The organism is Pseudokineococcus sp. 1T1Z-3, from assembly GCF_037482365.1.
In the GTDB taxonomy this organism is placed as follows: domain Bacteria; phylum Actinomycetota; class Actinomycetes; order Actinomycetales; family Quadrisphaeraceae; genus Pseudokineococcus.
Map to the genome: position 1 here is coordinate 45,981 of NZ_JBBHZF010000012.1, position 17,334 is coordinate 63,314.

The 17,334-nt window shown below is 74.4% G+C and carries 19 protein-coding genes; 13 read left to right on the plus strand and 6 right to left on the minus strand.

Features of this window, described 5'->3' with window-relative positions; all coding sequences use genetic code 11:
- On the plus strand, positions 1–218 hold a 218-nt coding region (locus WDV86_RS03605), incomplete at its 5' end, for an MmyB family transcriptional regulator (protein WP_339566228.1).
- Positions 219–315: 97 nt separating this feature from the next.
- Here the strand turns inward: WDV86_RS03605 and WDV86_RS03610 are convergent.
- Positions 316–711, minus strand: a complete 396-nt coding sequence (locus tag WDV86_RS03610; RefSeq protein ID WP_339566229.1) for an SRPBCC family protein — start codon at positions 709–711, stop codon at positions 316–318.
- A gap of 73 nt (positions 712–784) precedes the next feature.
- On the opposite strand from WDV86_RS03610, the gene WDV86_RS03615 reads away from it, so the two are divergent.
- The gene (locus WDV86_RS03615; RefSeq protein WP_339566230.1) at positions 785–1,099 is read left to right on the plus strand and encodes a hypothetical protein; all 315 of its coding nucleotides are present in this window, start codon (positions 785–787) and stop codon (positions 1,097–1,099) included.
- Between the two features lie 62 nt (positions 1,100–1,161).
- On the opposite strand, the gene WDV86_RS03620 is transcribed toward WDV86_RS03615, so the two are convergent.
- Positions 1,162–1,782 (minus strand): hypothetical protein, encoded by a 621-nt coding sequence (locus tag WDV86_RS03620; protein WP_339566231.1) that lies wholly within the window; start codon positions 1,780–1,782, stop codon positions 1,162–1,164.
- Positions 1,783–1,953: 171 nt separating this feature from the next.
- On the opposite strand from WDV86_RS03620, the gene WDV86_RS03625 reads away from it, so the two are divergent.
- Positions 1,954–3,252: a HupE/UreJ family protein gene (locus tag WDV86_RS03625; protein WP_339566232.1), complete on the plus strand. Its 1,299-nt coding sequence runs from the start codon at positions 1,954–1,956 to the stop codon at positions 3,250–3,252.
- A 57-nt stretch (positions 3,253–3,309) separates the two neighbouring features.
- Here the strand turns inward: WDV86_RS03625 and WDV86_RS03630 are convergent, their stop codons facing one another.
- Positions 3,310–3,954, minus strand: coding sequence for a TetR/AcrR family transcriptional regulator (locus WDV86_RS03630; protein ID WP_339566233.1), 645 nt, complete (start codon positions 3,952–3,954; stop codon positions 3,310–3,312).
- Between the two features lie 53 nt (positions 3,955–4,007).
- Here WDV86_RS03630 and WDV86_RS03635 point away from each other — a divergent pair, with 53 nt between their 5' ends.
- From WDV86_RS03635 to WDV86_RS03645, 3 genes are read left to right on the plus strand one after another with little or no spacing between them, the layout of a single operon-like run.
- Positions 4,008–4,850 carry an SDR family NAD(P)-dependent oxidoreductase gene (locus WDV86_RS03635; protein ID WP_339566234.1) on the plus strand — a complete coding sequence of 281 codons (843 nt, stop codon included), beginning with the start codon at positions 4,008–4,010 and terminating at the stop codon, positions 4,848–4,850.
- Between the two features lie 13 nt (positions 4,851–4,863).
- Positions 4,864–5,277, plus strand: coding sequence for a nuclear transport factor 2 family protein (locus tag WDV86_RS03640; RefSeq protein ID WP_339566235.1), 414 nt, complete (start codon positions 4,864–4,866; stop codon positions 5,275–5,277).
- A 54-nt stretch (positions 5,278–5,331) separates the two neighbouring features.
- A complete protein-coding gene (locus WDV86_RS03645; RefSeq protein ID WP_339566236.1) occupies positions 5,332–5,715 on the plus strand; it encodes a hypothetical protein in 384 nt (127 codons plus the stop codon).
- Positions 5,716–5,828: 113 nt separating this feature from the next.
- Here the strand turns inward: WDV86_RS03645 and WDV86_RS03650 are convergent, their stop codons facing one another.
- A complete protein-coding gene (locus WDV86_RS03650; RefSeq protein ID WP_339566237.1) occupies positions 5,829–7,094 on the minus strand; it encodes an MFS transporter in 1,266 nt (421 codons plus the stop codon).
- A 384-nt stretch (positions 7,095–7,478) separates the two neighbouring features.
- Between WDV86_RS03650 and allB the strand changes: the two genes are divergently transcribed.
- Positions 7,479–8,855: an allantoinase AllB gene (gene allB / locus WDV86_RS03655; RefSeq protein WP_339566238.1), complete on the plus strand. Its 1,377-nt coding sequence runs from the start codon at positions 7,479–7,481 to the stop codon at positions 8,853–8,855.
- An 8-nt stretch (positions 8,856–8,863) separates the two neighbouring features.
- Here allB and WDV86_RS03660 read toward each other — a convergent pair whose 3' ends face one another.
- The gene (locus WDV86_RS03660; RefSeq protein ID WP_339566239.1) at positions 8,864–9,106 is read right to left on the minus strand and encodes a hypothetical protein; all 243 of its coding nucleotides are present in this window, start codon (positions 9,104–9,106) and stop codon (positions 8,864–8,866) included.
- Positions 9,107–9,445: 339 nt separating this feature from the next.
- On the opposite strand from WDV86_RS03660, the gene WDV86_RS03665 reads away from it, so the two are divergent.
- The 6 genes from WDV86_RS03665 to WDV86_RS03690 all read left to right on the plus strand — a co-directional run bounded on the left by WDV86_RS03665 (position 9,446) and on the right by WDV86_RS03690 (position 16,157).
- Positions 9,446–10,225: an L-ribulose-5-phosphate 4-epimerase gene (locus WDV86_RS03665; RefSeq protein ID WP_339566240.1), complete on the plus strand. Its 780-nt coding sequence runs from the start codon at positions 9,446–9,448 to the stop codon at positions 10,223–10,225.
- Positions 10,222–11,730 (plus strand): L-arabinose isomerase, encoded by a 1,509-nt coding sequence (gene araA / locus WDV86_RS03670; protein WP_339566241.1) that lies wholly within the window; start codon positions 10,222–10,224, stop codon positions 11,728–11,730. The genes WDV86_RS03665 and araA overlap by 4 nt, the downstream gene beginning before the upstream one ends.
- A 155-nt stretch (positions 11,731–11,885) precedes the next feature.
- Entirely contained in the window at positions 11,886–13,175 is a 1,290-nt protein-coding gene (locus WDV86_RS03675) for a Fic family protein (protein WP_339566242.1), read from the plus strand.
- A gap of 124 nt (positions 13,176–13,299) precedes the next feature.
- The gene (locus WDV86_RS03680) at positions 13,300–13,473 is read left to right on the plus strand and encodes a hypothetical protein (protein ID WP_339566243.1); all 174 of its coding nucleotides are present in this window, start codon (positions 13,300–13,302) and stop codon (positions 13,471–13,473) included.
- A 302-nt stretch (positions 13,474–13,775) separates the two neighbouring features.
- The gene (locus tag WDV86_RS03685; RefSeq protein WP_339566244.1) at positions 13,776–15,128 is read left to right on the plus strand and encodes an MFS transporter; all 1,353 of its coding nucleotides are present in this window, start codon (positions 13,776–13,778) and stop codon (positions 15,126–15,128) included.
- Positions 15,129–15,164: 36 nt separating this feature from the next.
- Complete coding sequence (locus WDV86_RS03690) at positions 15,165–16,157, plus strand: ERCC4 domain-containing protein (RefSeq protein ID WP_339566245.1); 993 nt, start codon at positions 15,165–15,167, stop codon at positions 16,155–16,157.
- Positions 16,158–16,232: 75 nt separating this feature from the next.
- Here the strand turns inward: WDV86_RS03690 and WDV86_RS03695 are convergent, their stop codons facing one another.
- Positions 16,233–17,291, minus strand: coding sequence for a LacI family DNA-binding transcriptional regulator (locus WDV86_RS03695; RefSeq protein ID WP_339566246.1), 1,059 nt, complete (start codon positions 17,289–17,291; stop codon positions 16,233–16,235).
- Positions 17,292–17,334: the final 43 nt, after the last annotated feature.

Here is a 17,334-nt window from a genome sequence, read left to right on the forward strand (position 1 = left end):
TCCGCGGCCAGCGGGGCACTCCTATCCGTCTCGACCACCCGCAGGTCGGGGAGCTGACCCTCAACCGCGAGCGTCTCGCCATCAGCGGGACCGACGACCACATGCTCGTCGTCTTCCACCCCGACGCCCACTCCGACGACGAGCGCCACCTGGCCCTGCTCGCCTCGATCGCGCTGCCGACGTCGAGCACCGGGCATGGAGCTCTCCGACAGGCATGACTCGCCGAGCCGGGGAGTCGCTCGCGCCCACGGTCACGGGCGATCCCGTGCCGTCGCCCGCTGACCCGTCCCGAGGAGAGACGGCCGGCAGCGCCCCTCAGCCCTCGAAGAGCTGCTTGAGCCGTGTCAGGTCCGCGTGGACGGCCGTGCAGTCGTCCTCGAGCTCCGCCTCGCTCTGGCTCGGGCGGCGACGCACGGTGAAGACGACCTCGCAGCTGTCGCCGTCGGGGATGACGCGCAGCGGGTTGAGCACCTGCTCGCCGTCGGGGAGCGTGACGGTGTGGTCGAGGACGCCGAGGTCGTTGGCCGGCGTGAAGTCCACGCGCACGCGCCCCATGGGTGACTCGGCGATCCAGTGGTCGTCGACCCGCTCGAGCGTGCCCTGCGACAGGCCGGCCGCCCAGTCCGGCAGGTGGGTGGGGTCGGCGGCGTAGGCGTACACGGTGGCCGCCGGAGCAGCGATGGTGACGCTGACGTGGCGCGACGCTGCCATGACCGGAGACGGTAGGCCGGGTGCTGCCGGGGCGCCGGAGTGCTGGTGTGCGGCGACGTCGTAGCGTCTCCACATGGGCGGCGACGACACCGTGCCGAGGCGTCAGCAGCTGCACGTCCACCCCGACCACGGGGCGGAGTGGCCGGTCTGGGACGAGTCCGGGCTGGCCTCTCCTGAGGACTTCCCGGGCCTCTCTCCTTGTCTCGTCGCAGAGCTTCACGCCTGGCAGCAACGGTGGGCGGCCGGCCCCGGCTCCGCCCTGCGGTACCGGAGCTGGCTCAACGCACCCGACACCCAGCCGGAGCTCGACCGCCTCGCTCGTCATCTTGCCCGTGAGTTTCGCGATGTCGCCGACGTCCGCACCGACACCTGGTCCAGCACGGACTGAGACCTGCCCTGCGGGCCGCGGCACCCCACCCTGTCGGGTGGGGTGCGGGCTGGCCCGCAGCCTCAGGCGGCGAGACCGCTGTAGGTGGGCGTGGCGCTGGTGCCGTCCCACGTGACGCGGTAGGTGAAGGCCTCGGTGAGGTCGGCGAGGTACTGGTCGGCCTCGTCCTGGGTGATGGTGCCGTCGGCGAGGAGCGTGTCGATGGCGGGGCTCCAGGAGTCGACGAGGGCGGCGACGAGCGCGTCCTGGCCGACGCCGACCTCGTCGGCGACGGTGGCGAGGTTCTGGCCGGCGTCCATGCGGACGTGGAGCTCGTCGTGGCTGATGCCGAGGACCTCGTTCAGCACCTCCTCGACGGGCTGGTGACCGCGGTGCAGGCCCAGGCCGGCGTCGCCGTAGGCGGACTGGATGAGCGCGACCAGCTCCTCCTCGGTGGTGACCGAGGAGGGGTCGACGCCGCCGGGCCCGCCGCCCATGCCCTCGCCCGGGCCGCCGGCGGGCATCTGCGGTGCGGCCGCGGCGCTCGTGGTGCCCTCGGTCGTCGACCCGATGGAGGCGGACGAGCTGGTCGAGGTGGTGGCCGAGGTCGTGGTGGTCTCACCGGTCGTGGCGCCGCAGGCGGCCAGGCCCAGGGTGGCGAGGACGGCCAGCGTGGCCGTGGCCTTGCGGATCGTGGTCTTCATGGCGTTCTCCGTCCGTCGGGTCGCCGCGGTGCGGCTGACGAGGGAGACGCTCGTGGGCCCCGCTAGGCCCAGCCGGTGCCACCGCTGTGCCGCCCCTGTGCAGGCGGCCGCGTGCCCGACCGACAGCCAGCCCATGCGTGGCGCACAGGAGCACGTCCGACGCTGCCGACCATGACGACGACCCCACGCCGGCTGCTCGCCGCGGGTGCCCTGGCCGCTGGTCTGGCGCTCCTGCCCGCGGCGGCGGCCAGCGCCCACAGCCTGGACAGCAGCACCATCTCGGTCGTGCTGTCGGAGGACTCCGCGCAGGCGACGGTCAGCGTCGCGGCGGAGACGCTCGAGGCCGCGCTGGCCGCGCAGGGCACCAGCACCGCCGATGCCGCCGCGGTCACCGACTACCTCGCAGAGCACCTGTCGGTCACCGGGGCCGACGGCACCGAGTGGGCCGAGACCTGGTCCGACCCGGTGGTCGGGACGGTCGAGGGTCTGGAGTCGGTCACCGCTCAGGTGACCTTCGACACCGGCGGCGCCGACCCGGCGGACTTCGCGCTGACCTACGACGCGGTGATCGAGGCCGACCCGACGCACGAGGCCGTCGTGGTGCTGACCGACGCCGACGGGGACATCTCCACGGCCGGCACCGTCACGGCCACGGACCCCACCCTGGAGGTCGGCGACGCCGCGGAGGCCGGCACGGGGCTGCTCGACATGCTGGGCTACGGCTTCCACCACGTCCTGGAGGGCGCCGACCACCTGCTCTTCGTGACGACGTTGCTCCTGGTCGCGCCGCTGGTCGTCGTCGGCGGCCGGTGGGTGCGCCGGGACGGCGTCCTGCCCGCGCTGCAGCGCGTGGTCGGCGTCGTCACCGCGTTCACGGTCGGGCACTCGCTGACCCTGATGGCCTCGGCACTGGGGTGGGTGTCGCTGCCGACGGTGCTGACCGAGGTCCTCGTGGCCGTCTCGGTGGGCGTCGCCGCGGTGCACGCCATCCGACCGCTGGCGCGGCGCGGGGAGGTGCTCATCGCCGGAGGCTTCGGGCTCGTCCACGGCCTGGCCTTCGCCGGCATCCTCACCGACCTCGGGCTGGAGGGGACGACGTCGGTCCCCGCGCTGCTGGCGTTCAACGTCGGCGTCGAGCTCGCCCAGCTGCTGACCGTCGCGGTGCTCTTCCCGTCCCTCTACCTGATCTCCCGCACGCGCGCCTACCCGGTGGTCCGCACAGCTGTGGCCGGCCTGGCCCTCGCCGCGGCGACCGGGTGGGTGCTCGACCGGCTCGGCCTCCTGGCCAACCCGCTGGCCGGTCTCGAGGAGGCCGCCATCGGCCACCCGTGGTGGGTGGTGGCCGGCTTCGCCGTGCTCGCCCTCACCTGCTGGGCGGCGTGGAGGCCGACCTCCGGGGCAGTCGCCGCCGGGAGCCCGGGCCCGCCGGTGCGGGCGGGGGCGCCGGACGCGGGCCGACGGCGGCCCTGAACCTCGGCCGGTCTTCGCGCGTCCGAGCCGGGACGCCGCACACCGGGCCGTCCGGCCTCACGCCGTCGCGGCGCTCCCGGCCGTGCTCCCAGCAGGCGTGACCGAGGCCGGCGACGCCCGCAGCGTCGCCCACGCGCTGTCCAGCGCGGCCTCCAGCGGCCAGCTCGCGCGCTCGGGCTGGCTGAGCAGGAGGCCGCCCTGGATGGCGGCCAGCACGGCGGTGGCGAGGCGGTCGGCGTCGGCGCTGGGGCTGATGCGGCCGGTGGCCTGCATCCGGCGGACCCCGTCGGCCAGGCGCGTGCGCCAGGCCGCCCACGCCTCGCGCAGGAAGGCGGCGGTCTCGGCGTCGGTGGCGGCCAGCTGCGCGGTGAGGGAGCCGATAGGGCAGGCCCACCGCCCGAGCCCGAGGTAGTAGTCCTCGAGCCCGCGGCGCCACGCCGCCCACGACTCCCAGGTGGACAGGTCGGAGAGGTGGGGCTCCTGCGCGGCCAGCAGCTGCTCGCCCTCCCACTGCGCCACGGCGCGGACCAGCTCGGCCTTGCCGCCGGGGAAGTAGTGGAACAGCTGGCTCTTGCTGGTCAGGGTCGCGGCGCGGACGTCGTCGAGGCTCGTGCCGTCCACGCCCGCCTCCAGGACGCGCAGCGCCGTCGCCTCGACGATGCGCTGGCGCGTCGCTCGCCCCTTGTCCGTCAGCTCGGCCACGTGACCACCGTACGTCGGTGGACCAATCGGTCCAGGTGCGGTACCAATGGACCATGCAGTCCAACGCTGACGCCCTCGCCTCCCTCTCCCGTGACGACCGTCTCGCCGGCCGCACCGCCGTCGTCACCGGCTCCTCCAGCGGCATCGGAGAAGCCGTCGCCCGCGTGCTGGCGGCCTCCGGCGCCGAGGTGGTCGTGACCGGCCGCGACGGCGCCCGCGTGGACGCCGTCGCCGCGACGATCCGTGCGGACGGCGGCACCGCGCACGCCGTGACCGCTGACCTCGGGGCCTCGCCCGACGCCGTCCGCGCCTTCGCCCGCGAGGCGACCGCCGCGCTCGGTGGCCGGGTCGACGTGCTGGTCAACAACGCCGGCGTCTACCCGGCGGCGCCGACCGCGGCGACCTCCGACGCCGACCTCGAGTCCGTGTGGGCCACGAACGTCCGCGCCCCGCACGTGCTGGTCGCCGCCCTGGCGCCCGCGATGGCCGAGCGTGGCAGCGGCGCCGTCGTCACGGTGGGCTCCTGGATGTTTTTTCAGCAAGGCGGCGGCCGAGCAGATGACCCNGCCCGGACCGGTGTGCCGTTCGGGGCGATCTACACCGCCAGCAAGGCGGCGGCCGAGCAGATGACCCGCACCTGGGCCGCCGAGTACGGCCCGTCCGGGGTGCGCGTCAACACCGTCGCCCCCGGCGCCACCAGTACCCCGGGCAACGCCGAGGCCGAGGCGGCGGTGGCCGCGATGACCGCCACCACCCCCGCGGGCCGGCCGGTGCGCCCGGTCGACGTCGCCACCGCCGTGCGCTGGCTCGTCACCGACGAGGCCGCCCTCGTCCACGGCGCCCTGCTCGACGTCGACGGCGGCCTGTCCGCCACCCGCTTCCTCGACGCGGCCTGAGGAGGGACGGGCCGTGGCCGACTCCCACTTCGCGCCCGCCGTCACGGCGCTGACCGCGGCCCTCGGACCCCGGCTGCGACCGGGTGGGCCCGGCTTCGCGGACCTCTTCACCCCGGACGCGCTCCTCGAGACGCCTTTCGACGGGGACGGCGACGGGCCGGGCGTCGAGGGGCGCGAGGCGGTGGCCGCCATGGTCACCTCCCTCGCGGGCGTCCTCACCTTCTACGACGTGCGCGTGCACCGTGTCCTGGACGTCGACGCGACGACCGTGGTGTGCGAGTACGAGGCGCTGCTGCAGCGGCACGACCTGGGGTGCCGCCTGCGCCGCCGCTACGTCGGCGTGATGACGATCAGCGACGGGCTGGTCGCGCACCTGCGCGAGTACGGGGGACCCTTCATGCCCAGCACAGCCGAGCGGCTGGGCTGAGCGACCCGCACCGTCCGCCAGCACGTCGGCCGGCGCCGTGCGCACCATGTCCCTGTGGTCGATCGGGCGCCGTGGAGCAGCGAGGACGAGCCGGGCTACTGGGAGTGGGCGCCGCGCGCGCCCGACGTCGTGCGGACGTGCTGGCGCGTCGTCGTCGGTGAGGACGGCACGTGGACGACGGGCGGGGCCGAGTACTGGGGCCTCGCCTTCACGCGTCGACCGGACGGGCGGCATCTCGCCCACCTGGCCGGGCCGGCGCTGCGGCCGCGGGTGATGGCGGTCCGGGCCGGGGAGACCCTGTGGGGCGTCGACCTGCAGCCGCACGTCTTCTGCCGCGGGCCTGGCCAAGACGTAGGTGCTCGACGAGCTGCGCGACCTCCCGACCGAGCAGGTCGGCGGCCAGTCGTCGCCGTCGACGACGGCCGGGTCACCACGTAGTCGGCGACTTCTACTTCTGAGAGCCCACTCTCCGTGTCGACGACTTCTCCTTCGCGCGGGTACTCGGAAACACCGCCCACATGCTCCCTCGTGCAGCGCCGGAGGCAGACCGCCTAGGTGCCAATCTTTGACAAGTCGGCGTCCTCTAAAGTGTGCGGCACATGTCGCCACGGCAAGAGCAAGGTGCTTGCTATGAGTGCGACGGCTGCTGCTGCAAGCGCCCCTCTCACGCCTACAAGGGAAGCCAGGGCCCCTCCAGCAAGCACGAAGAGAGGCTGGATGCTCTTGGCCGTGATGGGCCAAGCAGCGCCCACCCTAGACAGCACGCTGCGGTCGACGAGCTTGACGCGATAGGCCGAAAACACCGGGTTGTAGACGCCCGCCGAGAGCATGAGCATCAGCTCGGCTGTCAGGATGACATAGAAGCCTGCTGTACTACTCGGGCTCAGAGGGATGAGAACCAGCCATATGCTACGAAGGCAGCCGGCGACGAGCAGCACGCGGCGAAGACCCCACCGAGCCAGACAAGGCATCGCCAACCTGGACCCAAGGACTCCGCCGAGCGCTGGCAGGCCAAGAATGAGAGAGTAGCTCCACGGTGATAGGCCCAGGTCGCGCAAGACAAGGACGGCCAGCAGTGGAGCCGTCAAGGTGATGCAACCGCCGAAGACCATGGCGTTCCAGAAGAGCCCTCTGAGGGCGGGGGCGGCATGGATGTAGGTCCACCCGAGCGCGACACTGCGGGCCCAACCAGACGTGAGATCGCACTTCGGTGGTGCCGGTTCGGGCGTGCGGATGCAGTAGAGCGCGAAGCCCGAGAGGGCAAAACAGGCCGCGTTGACAGACAGGGCGACAGTCGGGCCGAAGAGGGTCGTCAGCACTCCGCCCAGAGGCGTCACCACTGCGGCCGTCGTCCACGTGAGAGTTTCGAACTCCGCGTAGGCCCGCCCCCAATACTTTTCCGGTAACAAGTCACGGAAGTGAGAGGTGTTGGCGGCTGCGAAGGTGATGCCGAGGCCGGTGAGCCCAACCGCGGCTACGCACAGCTGCCAGAAGGCCAACACGTCGAGCCAGATGAGGACTGGCAACGCTGCGACAATCGACGCCCGAAGCACATCCGAGACGATCATGACGGGACGCTTCGATCGACTTTCGATCAAGGGGCTTAGAGGCACTGACAGGACTGCAGCTGTTGCGCCCCCTATGGCGATCAGAAGGCTCACCTGAGCGGTGGATGCATCAAGCAGCAGGATGGCAACAAGGGAGATCACTCCCGCGCTCAGGGCTGTGCCGAAGCTGCTCGAGGCGGTCGACGTCCAGAGAGGACGGAACCCCGGCGTTGACCAGAGCGAGACCTCACTGCCGACGGACTGGCTCACCCGTATCCCATCTCTCACTGTCTGCCCGCACGCCGACACGTCGACCAGGGCGTGCCCCCGACGCCCGTGGCGGGTCGCGACCACCCCGCAGGCCTCGACTCACCCTGACAGACAGGGACCCGCCGGACCGGGCGGTGACTCGGCTCGGCACCACGGAGCGGCTGGGCTGAGCGACCCTGCCTGGTCCGTCGAGCGCCGAGGGCGACGTGCGTCTCCCCGGGCTCGCGCTCCGAGGCTCGGCGCGCCGGGAGAGCCCGAGCTGCCGGCGGCCGACGTGCTCGCCTCGCTCTCCTCACCGGGCCCGGCGTCAGCCACGATGGCGGGGTGACCGACAGCGGCAGCCCAGGCCGTGCCACAGGCGGCGACTCGAGCGCGCGGTCCCACGTGCAACCGCTCGAGAGCCCGCCGCCGCACGACCTCGTCGTGCACGCCGACCGGGCGCTGGTCGACGGCGCCCTGCACCCGGTCGTCGTCGTCGTCGACGACGGTCGGGTCAGCGCCCTCCTCGAGCCGACGGCGGCACCGGCAGGGCGCACCGTCCTGCGCCTGGCCGATGACGAGGTGCTCCTGCCCGGGCTCGTGGACACCCACGTGCACGTCAACGAGCCCGGCCGCACCGAGTGGGAGGGCTTCGCCAGCGCCACCCGCGCCGCCGCCGCGGGAGGCGTGACGACGGTCGTCGACATGCCGCTCAACAGCCTGCCGCCGACGACCTCGCCGGAGGCGCTGGAGGTCAAGCGTGCCGCCGCCCGCGCCGCGGGGCCCGTCGTCGACGTCGCCTTCTGGGGCGGTGCCGTCCCCGCCAACACCCGCGGTGACGGCTCCCTGAGGCGGCTGCTGGAGGCCGGCGTCCTCGGGGTCAAGAGCTTCCTGCAGGACTCCGGCGTCCCCGAGTTCCCGCCGCTGGACGCGGACGCGCTGCACCGTGCGGCGAGCGAGCTGGCCGGCGCCCGCGGGCTGCTGCTCGTCCACGCCGAGGACCCCGCCGTCCTCGCCGCCGCCCCGGCGCCGCAGGGCCGCTCCTACGCGGCCTTCGAGGCGTCCCGGCCTCCGGAGGCCGAGGCGGTCGCCGTCCGCCGCGTCGTGGACGTCGTCGCCGCCACGGGGTGCCGCGCCCACGCCGTCCACCTCTCCAGCGCGGCAGGCGTCGCCGTCGTCCGCGAGGCGCGGGCCGCGGGCCTGCCGGTGAGCGCCGAGACCTGCCCGCACTACCTCGCGCTCGCCGGGTCCGTCCCCGACGGCGCCCCGCAGCACAAGTGCTGCCCGCCGGTGCGCGGGCCGGCGGACGCCGACGCGCTGTGGCAGGCGCTCACCGACGGCGTGCTCGACGTCGTCGTCTCCGACCACTCGCCGTCGACGCCGGAGCTGAAAGAGCTGGCGTCGGGAGACCTCGACGCCGCCTGGGGCGGCATCTCCTCGCTCGAGGTGGCCGCCCGGGTGGTGTGGACCGCGGCCCGCGAGCGCGGCATCGGGCTCGTCGACGTCGTCCGGTGGACCTCGCAGGGGCCGGCCGACCTGGTCGGCCTGGGCGGCAAGGGCCGCATCGCCGTCGGCGCCGACGCGGACCTGCTCGTGCTCGCCCCAGACGCCGAGGTGCGTGTCGACGCCCGCCGGCTGCACCACCGCCACCCCGTGACGCCGTACGACGGCGCGCGCCTGCGGGGTCAGGTCCGCCGGGTGCTGCTGGCCGGCGTGGAGATCGACGCCGAGCGGCCGCACGGGCGGCTCCTGGGGCCGGGAGGTACGGGCGTCACTGCGTGAACGGAGGGTCAGCGACGGCGGCGCCGCGCACCGGGCGCGGGACGAGACCACCACGCGAGGGCCCGGGGTGCGGTGAGCCGGACGCCGACGAGGGCGAGGAGCCCCAGCCCCGTCACCAGCTGGACCGCGAGCAGCGGCGCGGCCGAGGCGGCGAGCAGCAGCGCGGCGGACGCGGCGACCACCATGAGCGCGGCGCAGATGAGGACGGGCGCGAGCGCGGAGGCGCGGCGTGGGCGCTGCTGCAGGTACACGGCGCCTCCTCTCGCGGACGGGGGTGAGGGTCACGAGTGTGCGCTGCCGCCGCCGGGCACGGCAAAGCGAGGAGGGGATCTGGGGCGTCCTCGTGACGCACCTCACGAGAGCCACCGTCTGTGAGCGCTAACATCGTCGCGATGACCTCTCACGACGGCGCCGTCGTGGTCGGTGCGCGCGAGCGGGCCGCGGGCGAGGAGGACCGCGGCCAGCTCTGGCGGCTGCGCCGCGCCCCCGGCGACGGACGGGAGGTCACCGCGGCCCGGCGTGCCCCGCCGGTCCGACCGCACGCGCCGCGCGGAGCGAGCCGCCGAGCGACGCCACGAGAGGAGCCCCGCATGAGCGCGACCCCTGCGGCCCACGACCCAGCCGCCACCCGGACAGGCACCAGCCCCTACGCCGACGCCGCCGAGGCGCTCGCCGACGCCGAGGTCGCCGCCCACGTCGACCGGCTGCGGGGCGAGCTGGTGGTCCTGCACGACCAGCTCGTGCGCTACGGGCTCGTGGTCTGGACCGGTGGCAACGTCTCCGCCCGGGTCCCCGGCGCCGACCTCTTCCTCATCAAGCCGTCCGGGGTGCTGTACGAGGACCTGACGCCGGAGTCGATGGTCCTGTGCACCCTGGGCGGCGACGCCGTGGACCCGGAGCAGACGCCGTCGTCGGACACCGGCTCGCACGCCTACGTCTACCGGCACATGCCCGAGGTGGGTGGCCAGGTGCACACCCACTCGACCTACGCGTGCGCGTGGGCGGCCCGCGCCGAGGAGATCCCTTGCGTGCTGACGGCGATGGCCGACGAGTTCGGCGGGCCCATCCCGCTCGGGCCCTTCGCCCTCATCGGCGGCGAGGACATCGGGCGCGGCGTCGTCCAGACGCTCACCGGGCACCGCTCGAAGGCCGTGATCATGCAGAACCACGGCACCTTCACCATCGGCAAGGACGCCAAGAGCGCCGTCAAGGCCGCCGTCATGTGCGAGGACGTCGCCCGCTCGGTGCACGTGGCCCGTGAGCTCGGGGAGTGCGTGCCCATCCCCCAGGAGGCGGTCGACAGCCTCTACGACCGGTACCAGAACGTCTACGGGCAGCGCCCTGCTGCCGACCAGGAGGTCACCCGATGAGGTCCGCGCTCGTGGAGAAGGAGGTCTGGTTCGTCACCGGCAGCCAGGGCCTCTACGGCCCGGAGACGCTGGAGCAGGTGGCCCAGCAGTCCCGCCGGGTCGCGGAGGAGCTGGGGGCCTCCTCCGACGTGGCGGTGCGGGTGGTCTGGAAGCCGGTGCTGACCGACGCGGACGCGATCCGGCGGATGTGCCAGGACGCCTCGAGCAACTCCAGCTGCATCGGGCTCGTCGCGTGGATGCACACCTTCTCGCCGGCGCGGATGTGGATCGCGGGCCTGCAGGTCCTCGACGTGCCGCTGCTGCACCTGCACACCCAGGCCGACGCCGCCCTGCCGTGGGCGAGCCTCGACATGGACTTCATGAACCTCAACCAGGCCGCCCACGGGGACCGTGAGTTCGGCTACATCGAGTCCCGCCTCGGCGTCCCGCGCACGACCGTCGTCGGCCACGTCAGCGACCCGTCGGTGACGGCGCGCGTGGGCGCCTGGGTGCGCGCCGCCGTCGGCCGCGCCGAGCTGGACGGCCTCAGGGTCGCCCGCTTCGGCGACACCATGCGGGACGTCGCCGTCACCGAGGGCGACAAGGTGGAGGCGCAGATCCGCCTCGGCGTCGTCGTCAACCCCTACGGCGTCAACGCGCTCGTGGCCTCCGTCGCCGAGGCCACCGAGGCCCAGGTCGACGACCTCGCCGCCGAGTACGAGTCCACCTACCAGGTGGCGCCCGAGCTGCGGCGCGGCGCCGACCGGCACGAGTCGCTGCGCGAGGCCGCCCGCATCGAGGTGGGCCTGCGGTCCTTCCTGGAGGCCGGCGACTTCCGCGCCTTCACCTCCAACTTCGAGGACCTCGGCGGTCTGCGCCAGCTGCCGGGCATCGCCGTCCAGCGGCTCATGGCCGAGGGGTACGGCTTCGCCGGCGAGGGCGACTGGAAGACCGCGACGCTGCTGCGCACGGCGAAGGCGATGGCCGAGGGGCTGCCCGGCGGGACGTCGTTCATGGAGGACTACACCTACGAGCTGCGGCCCGGGAAGCAGAAGATCCTCGGCGCGCACATGCTCGAGGTCTGCCCCTCCATCGCCAGCGGCACGCCGTCGTGCGAGGTGCACCCGCTCGGCATCGGTGACCGTGAGGACCCGGTGCGCCTGGTCTTCGACGCCGTCCCCGGGCCGGCCGTCATCATCGGCATGAGCGACATGGGGGACCGGTTCCGGCTGACGCTCAACGAGGTCGACGTCGTCGAGCCCGACGAGCCGCTGCCCAACCTGCCGGTGGCGCGCGCGGTGTGGGAGCCGAAGCCGGACCTGCGCACGTCGGCGGAGTGCTGGCTGCACTCCGGCGCCCCGCACCACACGGTCATGTCCTCGGCCTTGACGGCCGACTCCGTCGCCGACCTCGCCCAGGCGCTCGGCGTCGAGCTCGCCGTCATCGACGCCCAGACGACGCCGCGGCGCTTCCGCGACGAGCTGCGCTGGAACGCCGCCTACCACCGGCTGGCCATGGGCTTCTGACCGCTCGCGCCCGCGCCCCGTCCACCGCTGCGGTGGGCGGGGCGTCCGTGTCACATGACAACCACGTACCGCTTCTCCGGTTGTCAGTGTTTGATGGTCAGACACGGACGACGGGCGACGGCGTCCGCGCTTGTCGGTCAACCGAGGAGGTGCGCATGGCGTCCTGGGAGAGCGCCTGGTGGGAGGCGAAGGACGTCGGTGGTCTTCCGGCGCGGGACCGCCGGTCGGGCAGCTACGACCGCTACCTGCCCGACCGGCTCTCCGGTCGGCCGCTCGAGGTGCCTGGCTGGCTGGAGGCCAAGGCTGCCCTCGTCGAGCGCCGGGTGCGAGAGCTCACCAGCGGGCCGGGTGTCGAGGGCCTCGAGGGGGTCGCCCGCTTCCTGCTGCGCTCGGAGGCCATCGCGAGCAGTCGCATCGAGGGCATCGCCCCGTCGCCGCAGCAGGTGGCGATCGCCGAGCTGGCGCAGGAGGAGCCCCTCCGGGGCGTGGCCGAGCAAGCGCGTCTGGTCGCCAACAACATCACCGTGCTCCGTGCTGCCGCGTCCGACCTCGTCGTCGCCGACGCCGTGTCCGTCGCCGACGTCGAGCGGCTCCAACGAGCCCTGCTCGCCGACGAGCGCTTCCACGGCCTGCGCACGCTGCAGAACTGGATCGGTGGGTCGTCGTGGCACCCGCTCGACGCAGATTTCGTGCCTCCGCCGCCCGAGGAGGTGCCGGCGCTCATGGACGACCTCGTCGCCGGCGTCAACGGGTCCGTGCAGGCCCCCCTTGTGCAGGCCGCGCTGGTCCACGCGCAGTTCGAGACCATCCACCCCTTCACCGACGGGAACGGCCGGGTCGGCCGGGCGCTGGTGCACACGGTTCTCCGGCGCCGGGGCCTGACGCGGTCAGCCGTCCTCCCCGTCAGCCTGGTGCTGCTCACCCTCGGCGAGCGGTACGTGGAAGGGCTGACCCGCTACCGGTACTCGGGCGCGGTCCACGGGGCGTCGGCGCAGGAGGCGGTGGCAGCGTGGCTCGACCTCTTCCTCGAGGCGGCCGAGGTCGCGGTCGACCAGGCGGGCTCGCTGGCCTCCGACGTCACCGTCCTGCGCGCGGAGTGGGACGAGCGTGTCCGGCAGGGCAGGGACGACACCGGGCGTCGCGCTCCGAGGGCGGACTCCGCCACCGCACGCCTGCTCCAGCTGCTCCCGGAGGCGCCCGTGCTCACGAGCCGGGCGGCGCAGCGACTTCTCGGGATCTCCTTCGACAACGCCCGAGGTGGTCTCGAGGAGCTCGCGGAGGCAGGGGTGCTCCGCCGCAAGAAGGTCGACCGCGGCACCACGGCCTACCTCGCGGGCGAGGTCTTCGACCTCCTCGGGCACACCGAGAGGCGTCTCGCCAGCACGCAGTGGGACACGCGGCTCTCGCCGCCCGTCCGGCCGGTGCCGGCCCGGCCGTCGACCTGAGACGTCGTCCGGCCGCGGGCGTGCGCCGGGGGGGTGGTGGGCCGTGATCGTCCAGCGCGCGACGTCGGCGATCGCTGCCTACGGTGATGGGACCGGACGACCGGTACGACCGGGGAGGAACAGCATGTCTGTCGGTGACAAGGCCAAGAACGTGGTGCAGCAGGCGGTCGGCAAGGCCGAGGAGGTCGTCGGCAAGAAGACCGACGACGCCGAGCTCGCCGGCCAGGGCAAGAAGGACCAGACGATGGGCGCTGAGCGTCAGCAGACGGAGAAGGCCAAGGACGCGGCCGACAGCTGACGGCGGGGCGGGCGCCGACCCGTCCAGCACCGCTCGACCCACGCAAGGGCCGGCACCGAGGACGGTGCCGGCCCTTCGTCGTCCCCTCCCTTCCCCTCGCCCCGCCCCCTTGGCCGCGATACGTGACCTCGACGTGTTCCTTTCCCGCGATGTGTGACCTCGACGCGCAGAGCACCGAGCGCGTCAAGGTCACGCATGGGGTCGAGGGCACCGTAGAAGGGACGCGTCAAGGTCACCATTGAGGGAGAGGGCTATCGTGCCGGCGTACTAGCACGTGTCGCGACAGGAGGCGGAGGGTGGGCGTGAGCGGGACGGTGCCCGCACCCGGTGAGGAGAAGGTCGCCGGCCGGGCCGCGGTCCTGCTGGGGACGGGCATCGTCGTGCTCGAGTTCGCCGCGGCCGTCGGGCTCTTCACCACGGGGACGCTGCTCCCGGTCATCCGGGCGGACCTCGACGCCGGCGCGCAGGTACCCGCGCTCGTCGCCGGGGCGAGCATCGGGACGTTCGTCTCGTTGCCGCTGGCCTCGCGGGTCCTCGCCCTCGCGAGCCCCGGCCGGGTCCTGCTGGGAGGTCTCCTCCTCGCGGGCGCCGGTGCCGCGGTCTCGGTGCTGGCGCCGGGGGTGTGGATCTTCTTCGCGGGCCGATTCCTCAGCGGTCTCGCGGCCGGGCTCTTCGCCGTCTACGGCCTCTCGGCGGCGATCCGGCTGCTCACCGACCGGGTGCGGCTGCGCGTCATCGCACTCACCTCGCTCATGTGGGTCGTCCCCGCCCTCGTCGGCCCGCCGCTCGCCCTGGGCGTCGAGCACCTCGCCGGCTGGCGCGTCGCCTTCCTCGTCCCGGTGCCGCTCGTCGTCCTGGGTCGCGTCCTCGTCGTGAGGGTCGTCCCGCCCGACCCGGCGCCGCAGCAGCTCGCCGCCCCGCTGCGGCGCAGCCTGCTCGTCCCGCTCGGCGCCACCGTCTTCGTGCTCGTCTCCGGCTCGGCGCTGTGGCCGCTCGCCCTCGTCGGGTTCGCCGCGATGCTCGTGGGTCTGGTCGCCCTGGTCCCCGAGGGCACCGCCCGGCTGGCCCGCGGCGCGCCCGCCGGGCTCGCGGCCATGACGCTCCTCGCGACGGGCTACTTCGGCGCGGACGGCCTCGTCACGCTCATGCTCACCGACGTCTTCGACGCCTCCCCGCCGCAGGCCGCGGTGGTGCTCAGCGCCGGCCCGCTCGGCTGGGCCACCGGCGCCCTCGTCACCGCGCGGCTGCGCCCGGACGGCGTACCGCCCGTCCTAGGCCTGACCGTCGTCGCCGGTTCCGTCCTCGGCGTGGGGACCCTCGGACTCGCCGGCGCGCCCTGGGTCGCGGCCCTCGCCGTCTGGGCGGCGGGCGGTCTGGGCGTGGGCCTGGCCTACGCCACGCTGCTGCTGCGCGCGACGACGCAGGGGCCCGGCCTCGCGGCGGTCGCGCTGGCGACCGGCGTCATCGTCGCCGAGTCCTTCGGAATCCTTGCCGGCGGAGCGCTCGGCGGGGCGCTCGCCGCCGCCGGCGAGCAGCTCGGCGTGCCGACGTCTCAGTCCCTGGCCGTCGCCTTCCTCCTCCTCGGGACCCTCGTCGCGGCCGCCGCGCTGGCCTCCCTGCGCTCGGCGCGCGTCCCGTCGCCGGTCGCCGCCTGACGACCGGCCGACCGCGGGCGCCCTACCGTGTCGGCCGTGGAGCTCGTGCTCGCGACCAACCCTGACGAGGGCAGCCGGCTGCCGTACCTGCTGCGGGTCCCGGTCGGCGAGGGGCTCGTCTTCGCGACGAAAGACACCTGGCCGCGCACCGCGGGCCTCTACTGCCACCCCCTGCCGCTGGAGGCGTGGCCCGCCGACGCCGACCTCGACGTCGTCGAGCGGGTGCCGCTGCGCGCGTGCACCCGGCGCGGCGCCGCGATCGACGTCGTCGCCGACCGGGGCCGCGAGAGCCGCTCGCAGATCGTCTCCACCCGGGCCCGCGGGCGGCAGGTGGTCTTCTGGCAGTCGCCGCGGACCCGCAAGCAGTCCCGTCCCGGCGTGCGGACGCCGACCGCCCGGGCTGCCAGCCTCAGCGAGCTGGAGGTCGTCGTCGACAGCCACGAGCGCTACCCGTGGACCTTCGCCGACCAGGCTCCCGTCCGGACGGTCCGCCGCGGCCTCGCCTGCGGGGACTACGCCGTCACCGCCGGCGGGCGCGTCGTCGCCGCCGTCGAGCGCAAGACGACGACCGACCTGCTGTCGAGCCTCACCAGCGGGAAGCTGCGCTACGCCGTCGCGGAGCTGGCCGCGCTGCCGCGGGGCGCCGTCGTCGTCGAGGAGCCCTACGCGAGCGTCTTCGCCCAGGACCACGTCCGGCCGGCCGTCGTCGCGGACGGCCTGGCCGAGCTACAGGTCACCTGGCCCGCCGTCCCCCTCGTCTTCTGCGGCACCCGCAAGCTCGCGCAGGAGTGGACCTACCGCTGGCTCGCGGCAGCGCTCACGTGGGCGGACGGGGACGACGAGGCCGCTGCCTACCTCGGCGGCGGCGTCGAGCCGGCGCCCGGGGGTGGGACGGCGCCCGAGCCGAGCACCGCGGAGGTGCGCGCCTGGGCACTGGCCCACGGCCTGGCCGTCGCCGACCGCGGCCGGCTGCGGCCCGAGGTGGTCACCGCGTGGCACGCGGCGCACGGTGCTGCCTCTGACGGCTGACGCCGTCGTGCGCCGGTCGACCGGGGACGCCTCACCGGCCGATCCGCGCCAGACCACCCATCCGAGCGTCCCCGGTCATGCTCGGACGCGGGCTCGGGACGGTGGCGGGCCCGTGCTGTCGCGCACGACCAGCTCGGGGACCAGCACGCCGCCGGGGGTCTCGCGCCCGGCCACGCGCTCGAGGAGCGCCCTGACCGCTAGGGCGCCGACCCCCGCCAGGTCGGGCCGGACGGTGGTCAGCGGTGGTGCGTAGTACGCCGCCTCGGGGACGTCGTCGTAGCCGGTGACCGAGACCTGCCCCGGGACGTCGACACCCCGCTCGCGCAGCGCCCGCAGCAGACCCAGCGCGGCCTGGTCGTTGCTCGCGACGACGGCGGTGGCACGGGTGTCCTCGGCCACGGCCAGGCCGGCGGAGTACCCCGTCTCCGGGTCCCAGCCGCCGGGAAGAGGGGGCGCCACCTCGAGCCCCGCGGCGGCCAGCGCGTCCTCCCACCCGGCGCAGCGCTCGTGCGTCTCGACCCAGCCCGAGGCGCCGCCGAGGTGCCGCACGTGCCGGTGCCCGAGGTGGACCAGGTGCTCGGTGGCGGCCCGGACGCCGGCGCGGTGGTCGACGGTCGAGGAGGGCAGCCCCGCGACCGGGGCCCCGGCGGCGCACGTGACGGGCAGGTCCGCCGGCAGGTAGGCCGCCAGGTCCGGCAGGTCGTGCAGCGGCGCGGTGACGACGACGCCGTCCACGCCGCGGTCCACCAGCTGGGCCAGGCAGGTGAGGACGCCGGCGCGCCCGCCGTCGTCCGGCGTCGTGGACAGGATGGTCGCGTAGCCCGCGGCGTGAGCGGCGCGCTCGACGGCGTGCAGCGTCGTCGAGGGGCCGAACAGCGGTGCGCTGGAGGCGACGACGCCGATCGTGAGGGTCTGGCGCGTGACCAGCGCCCGGGCGGTGCGGTTGCGCCGGTAGCCGAGCTCCGAAATCGCGCGCTCGACCCGCTCGCGGGTCTCCGGCCGCACGCTGGGGTGGGCGTTGAGCACCCGGGACACCGTCTGGTGGGACACGCCGGCCCGCCGCGCGACGTCGGTCATGACCGGGGCCCGGCTCGCCGACGAGACACGCGGCGGCTCGGGGGCGGCGCCGTCCACCGCGCCATCCTGCCAGCGGCGCGAGGGCCTGGAGCCGCTCCGT

Excerpts from the sequence above, each read along its gene's own strand:
- WDV86_RS03680 (WP_339566243.1), top strand. The coding sequence starts at position 13,300 with ATGTCTGTCGGTGACAAGGCCAAGAACGTGGTGCAGCAGGCGGTCGGC.
- WDV86_RS03625 (WP_339566232.1), top strand. The coding sequence starts at position 1,954 with ATGACGACGACCCCACGCCGGCTGCTCGCCGCGGGTGCCCTGGCCGCT.
- WDV86_RS03610 (WP_339566229.1), bottom strand. The coding sequence starts at position 711 with ATGGCAGCGTCGCGCCACGTCAGCGTCACCATCGCTGCTCCGGCGGCC.
- WDV86_RS03675 (WP_339566242.1), top strand. The coding sequence starts at position 11,886 with ATGGCGTCCTGGGAGAGCGCCTGGTGGGAGGCGAAGGACGTCGGTGGT.
- WDV86_RS03665 (WP_339566240.1), top strand. The coding sequence starts at position 9,446 with ATGAGCGCGACCCCTGCGGCCCACGACCCAGCCGCCACCCGGACAGGC.
- WDV86_RS03620 (WP_339566231.1), bottom strand. The coding sequence starts at position 1,782 with ATGAAGACCACGATCCGCAAGGCCACGGCCACGCTGGCCGTCCTCGCC.
- araA (WP_339566241.1), top strand. The coding sequence starts at position 10,222 with ATGAGGTCCGCGCTCGTGGAGAAGGAGGTCTGGTTCGTCACCGGCAGC.
- WDV86_RS03615 (WP_339566230.1), top strand. The coding sequence starts at position 785 with ATGGGCGGCGACGACACCGTGCCGAGGCGTCAGCAGCTGCACGTCCAC.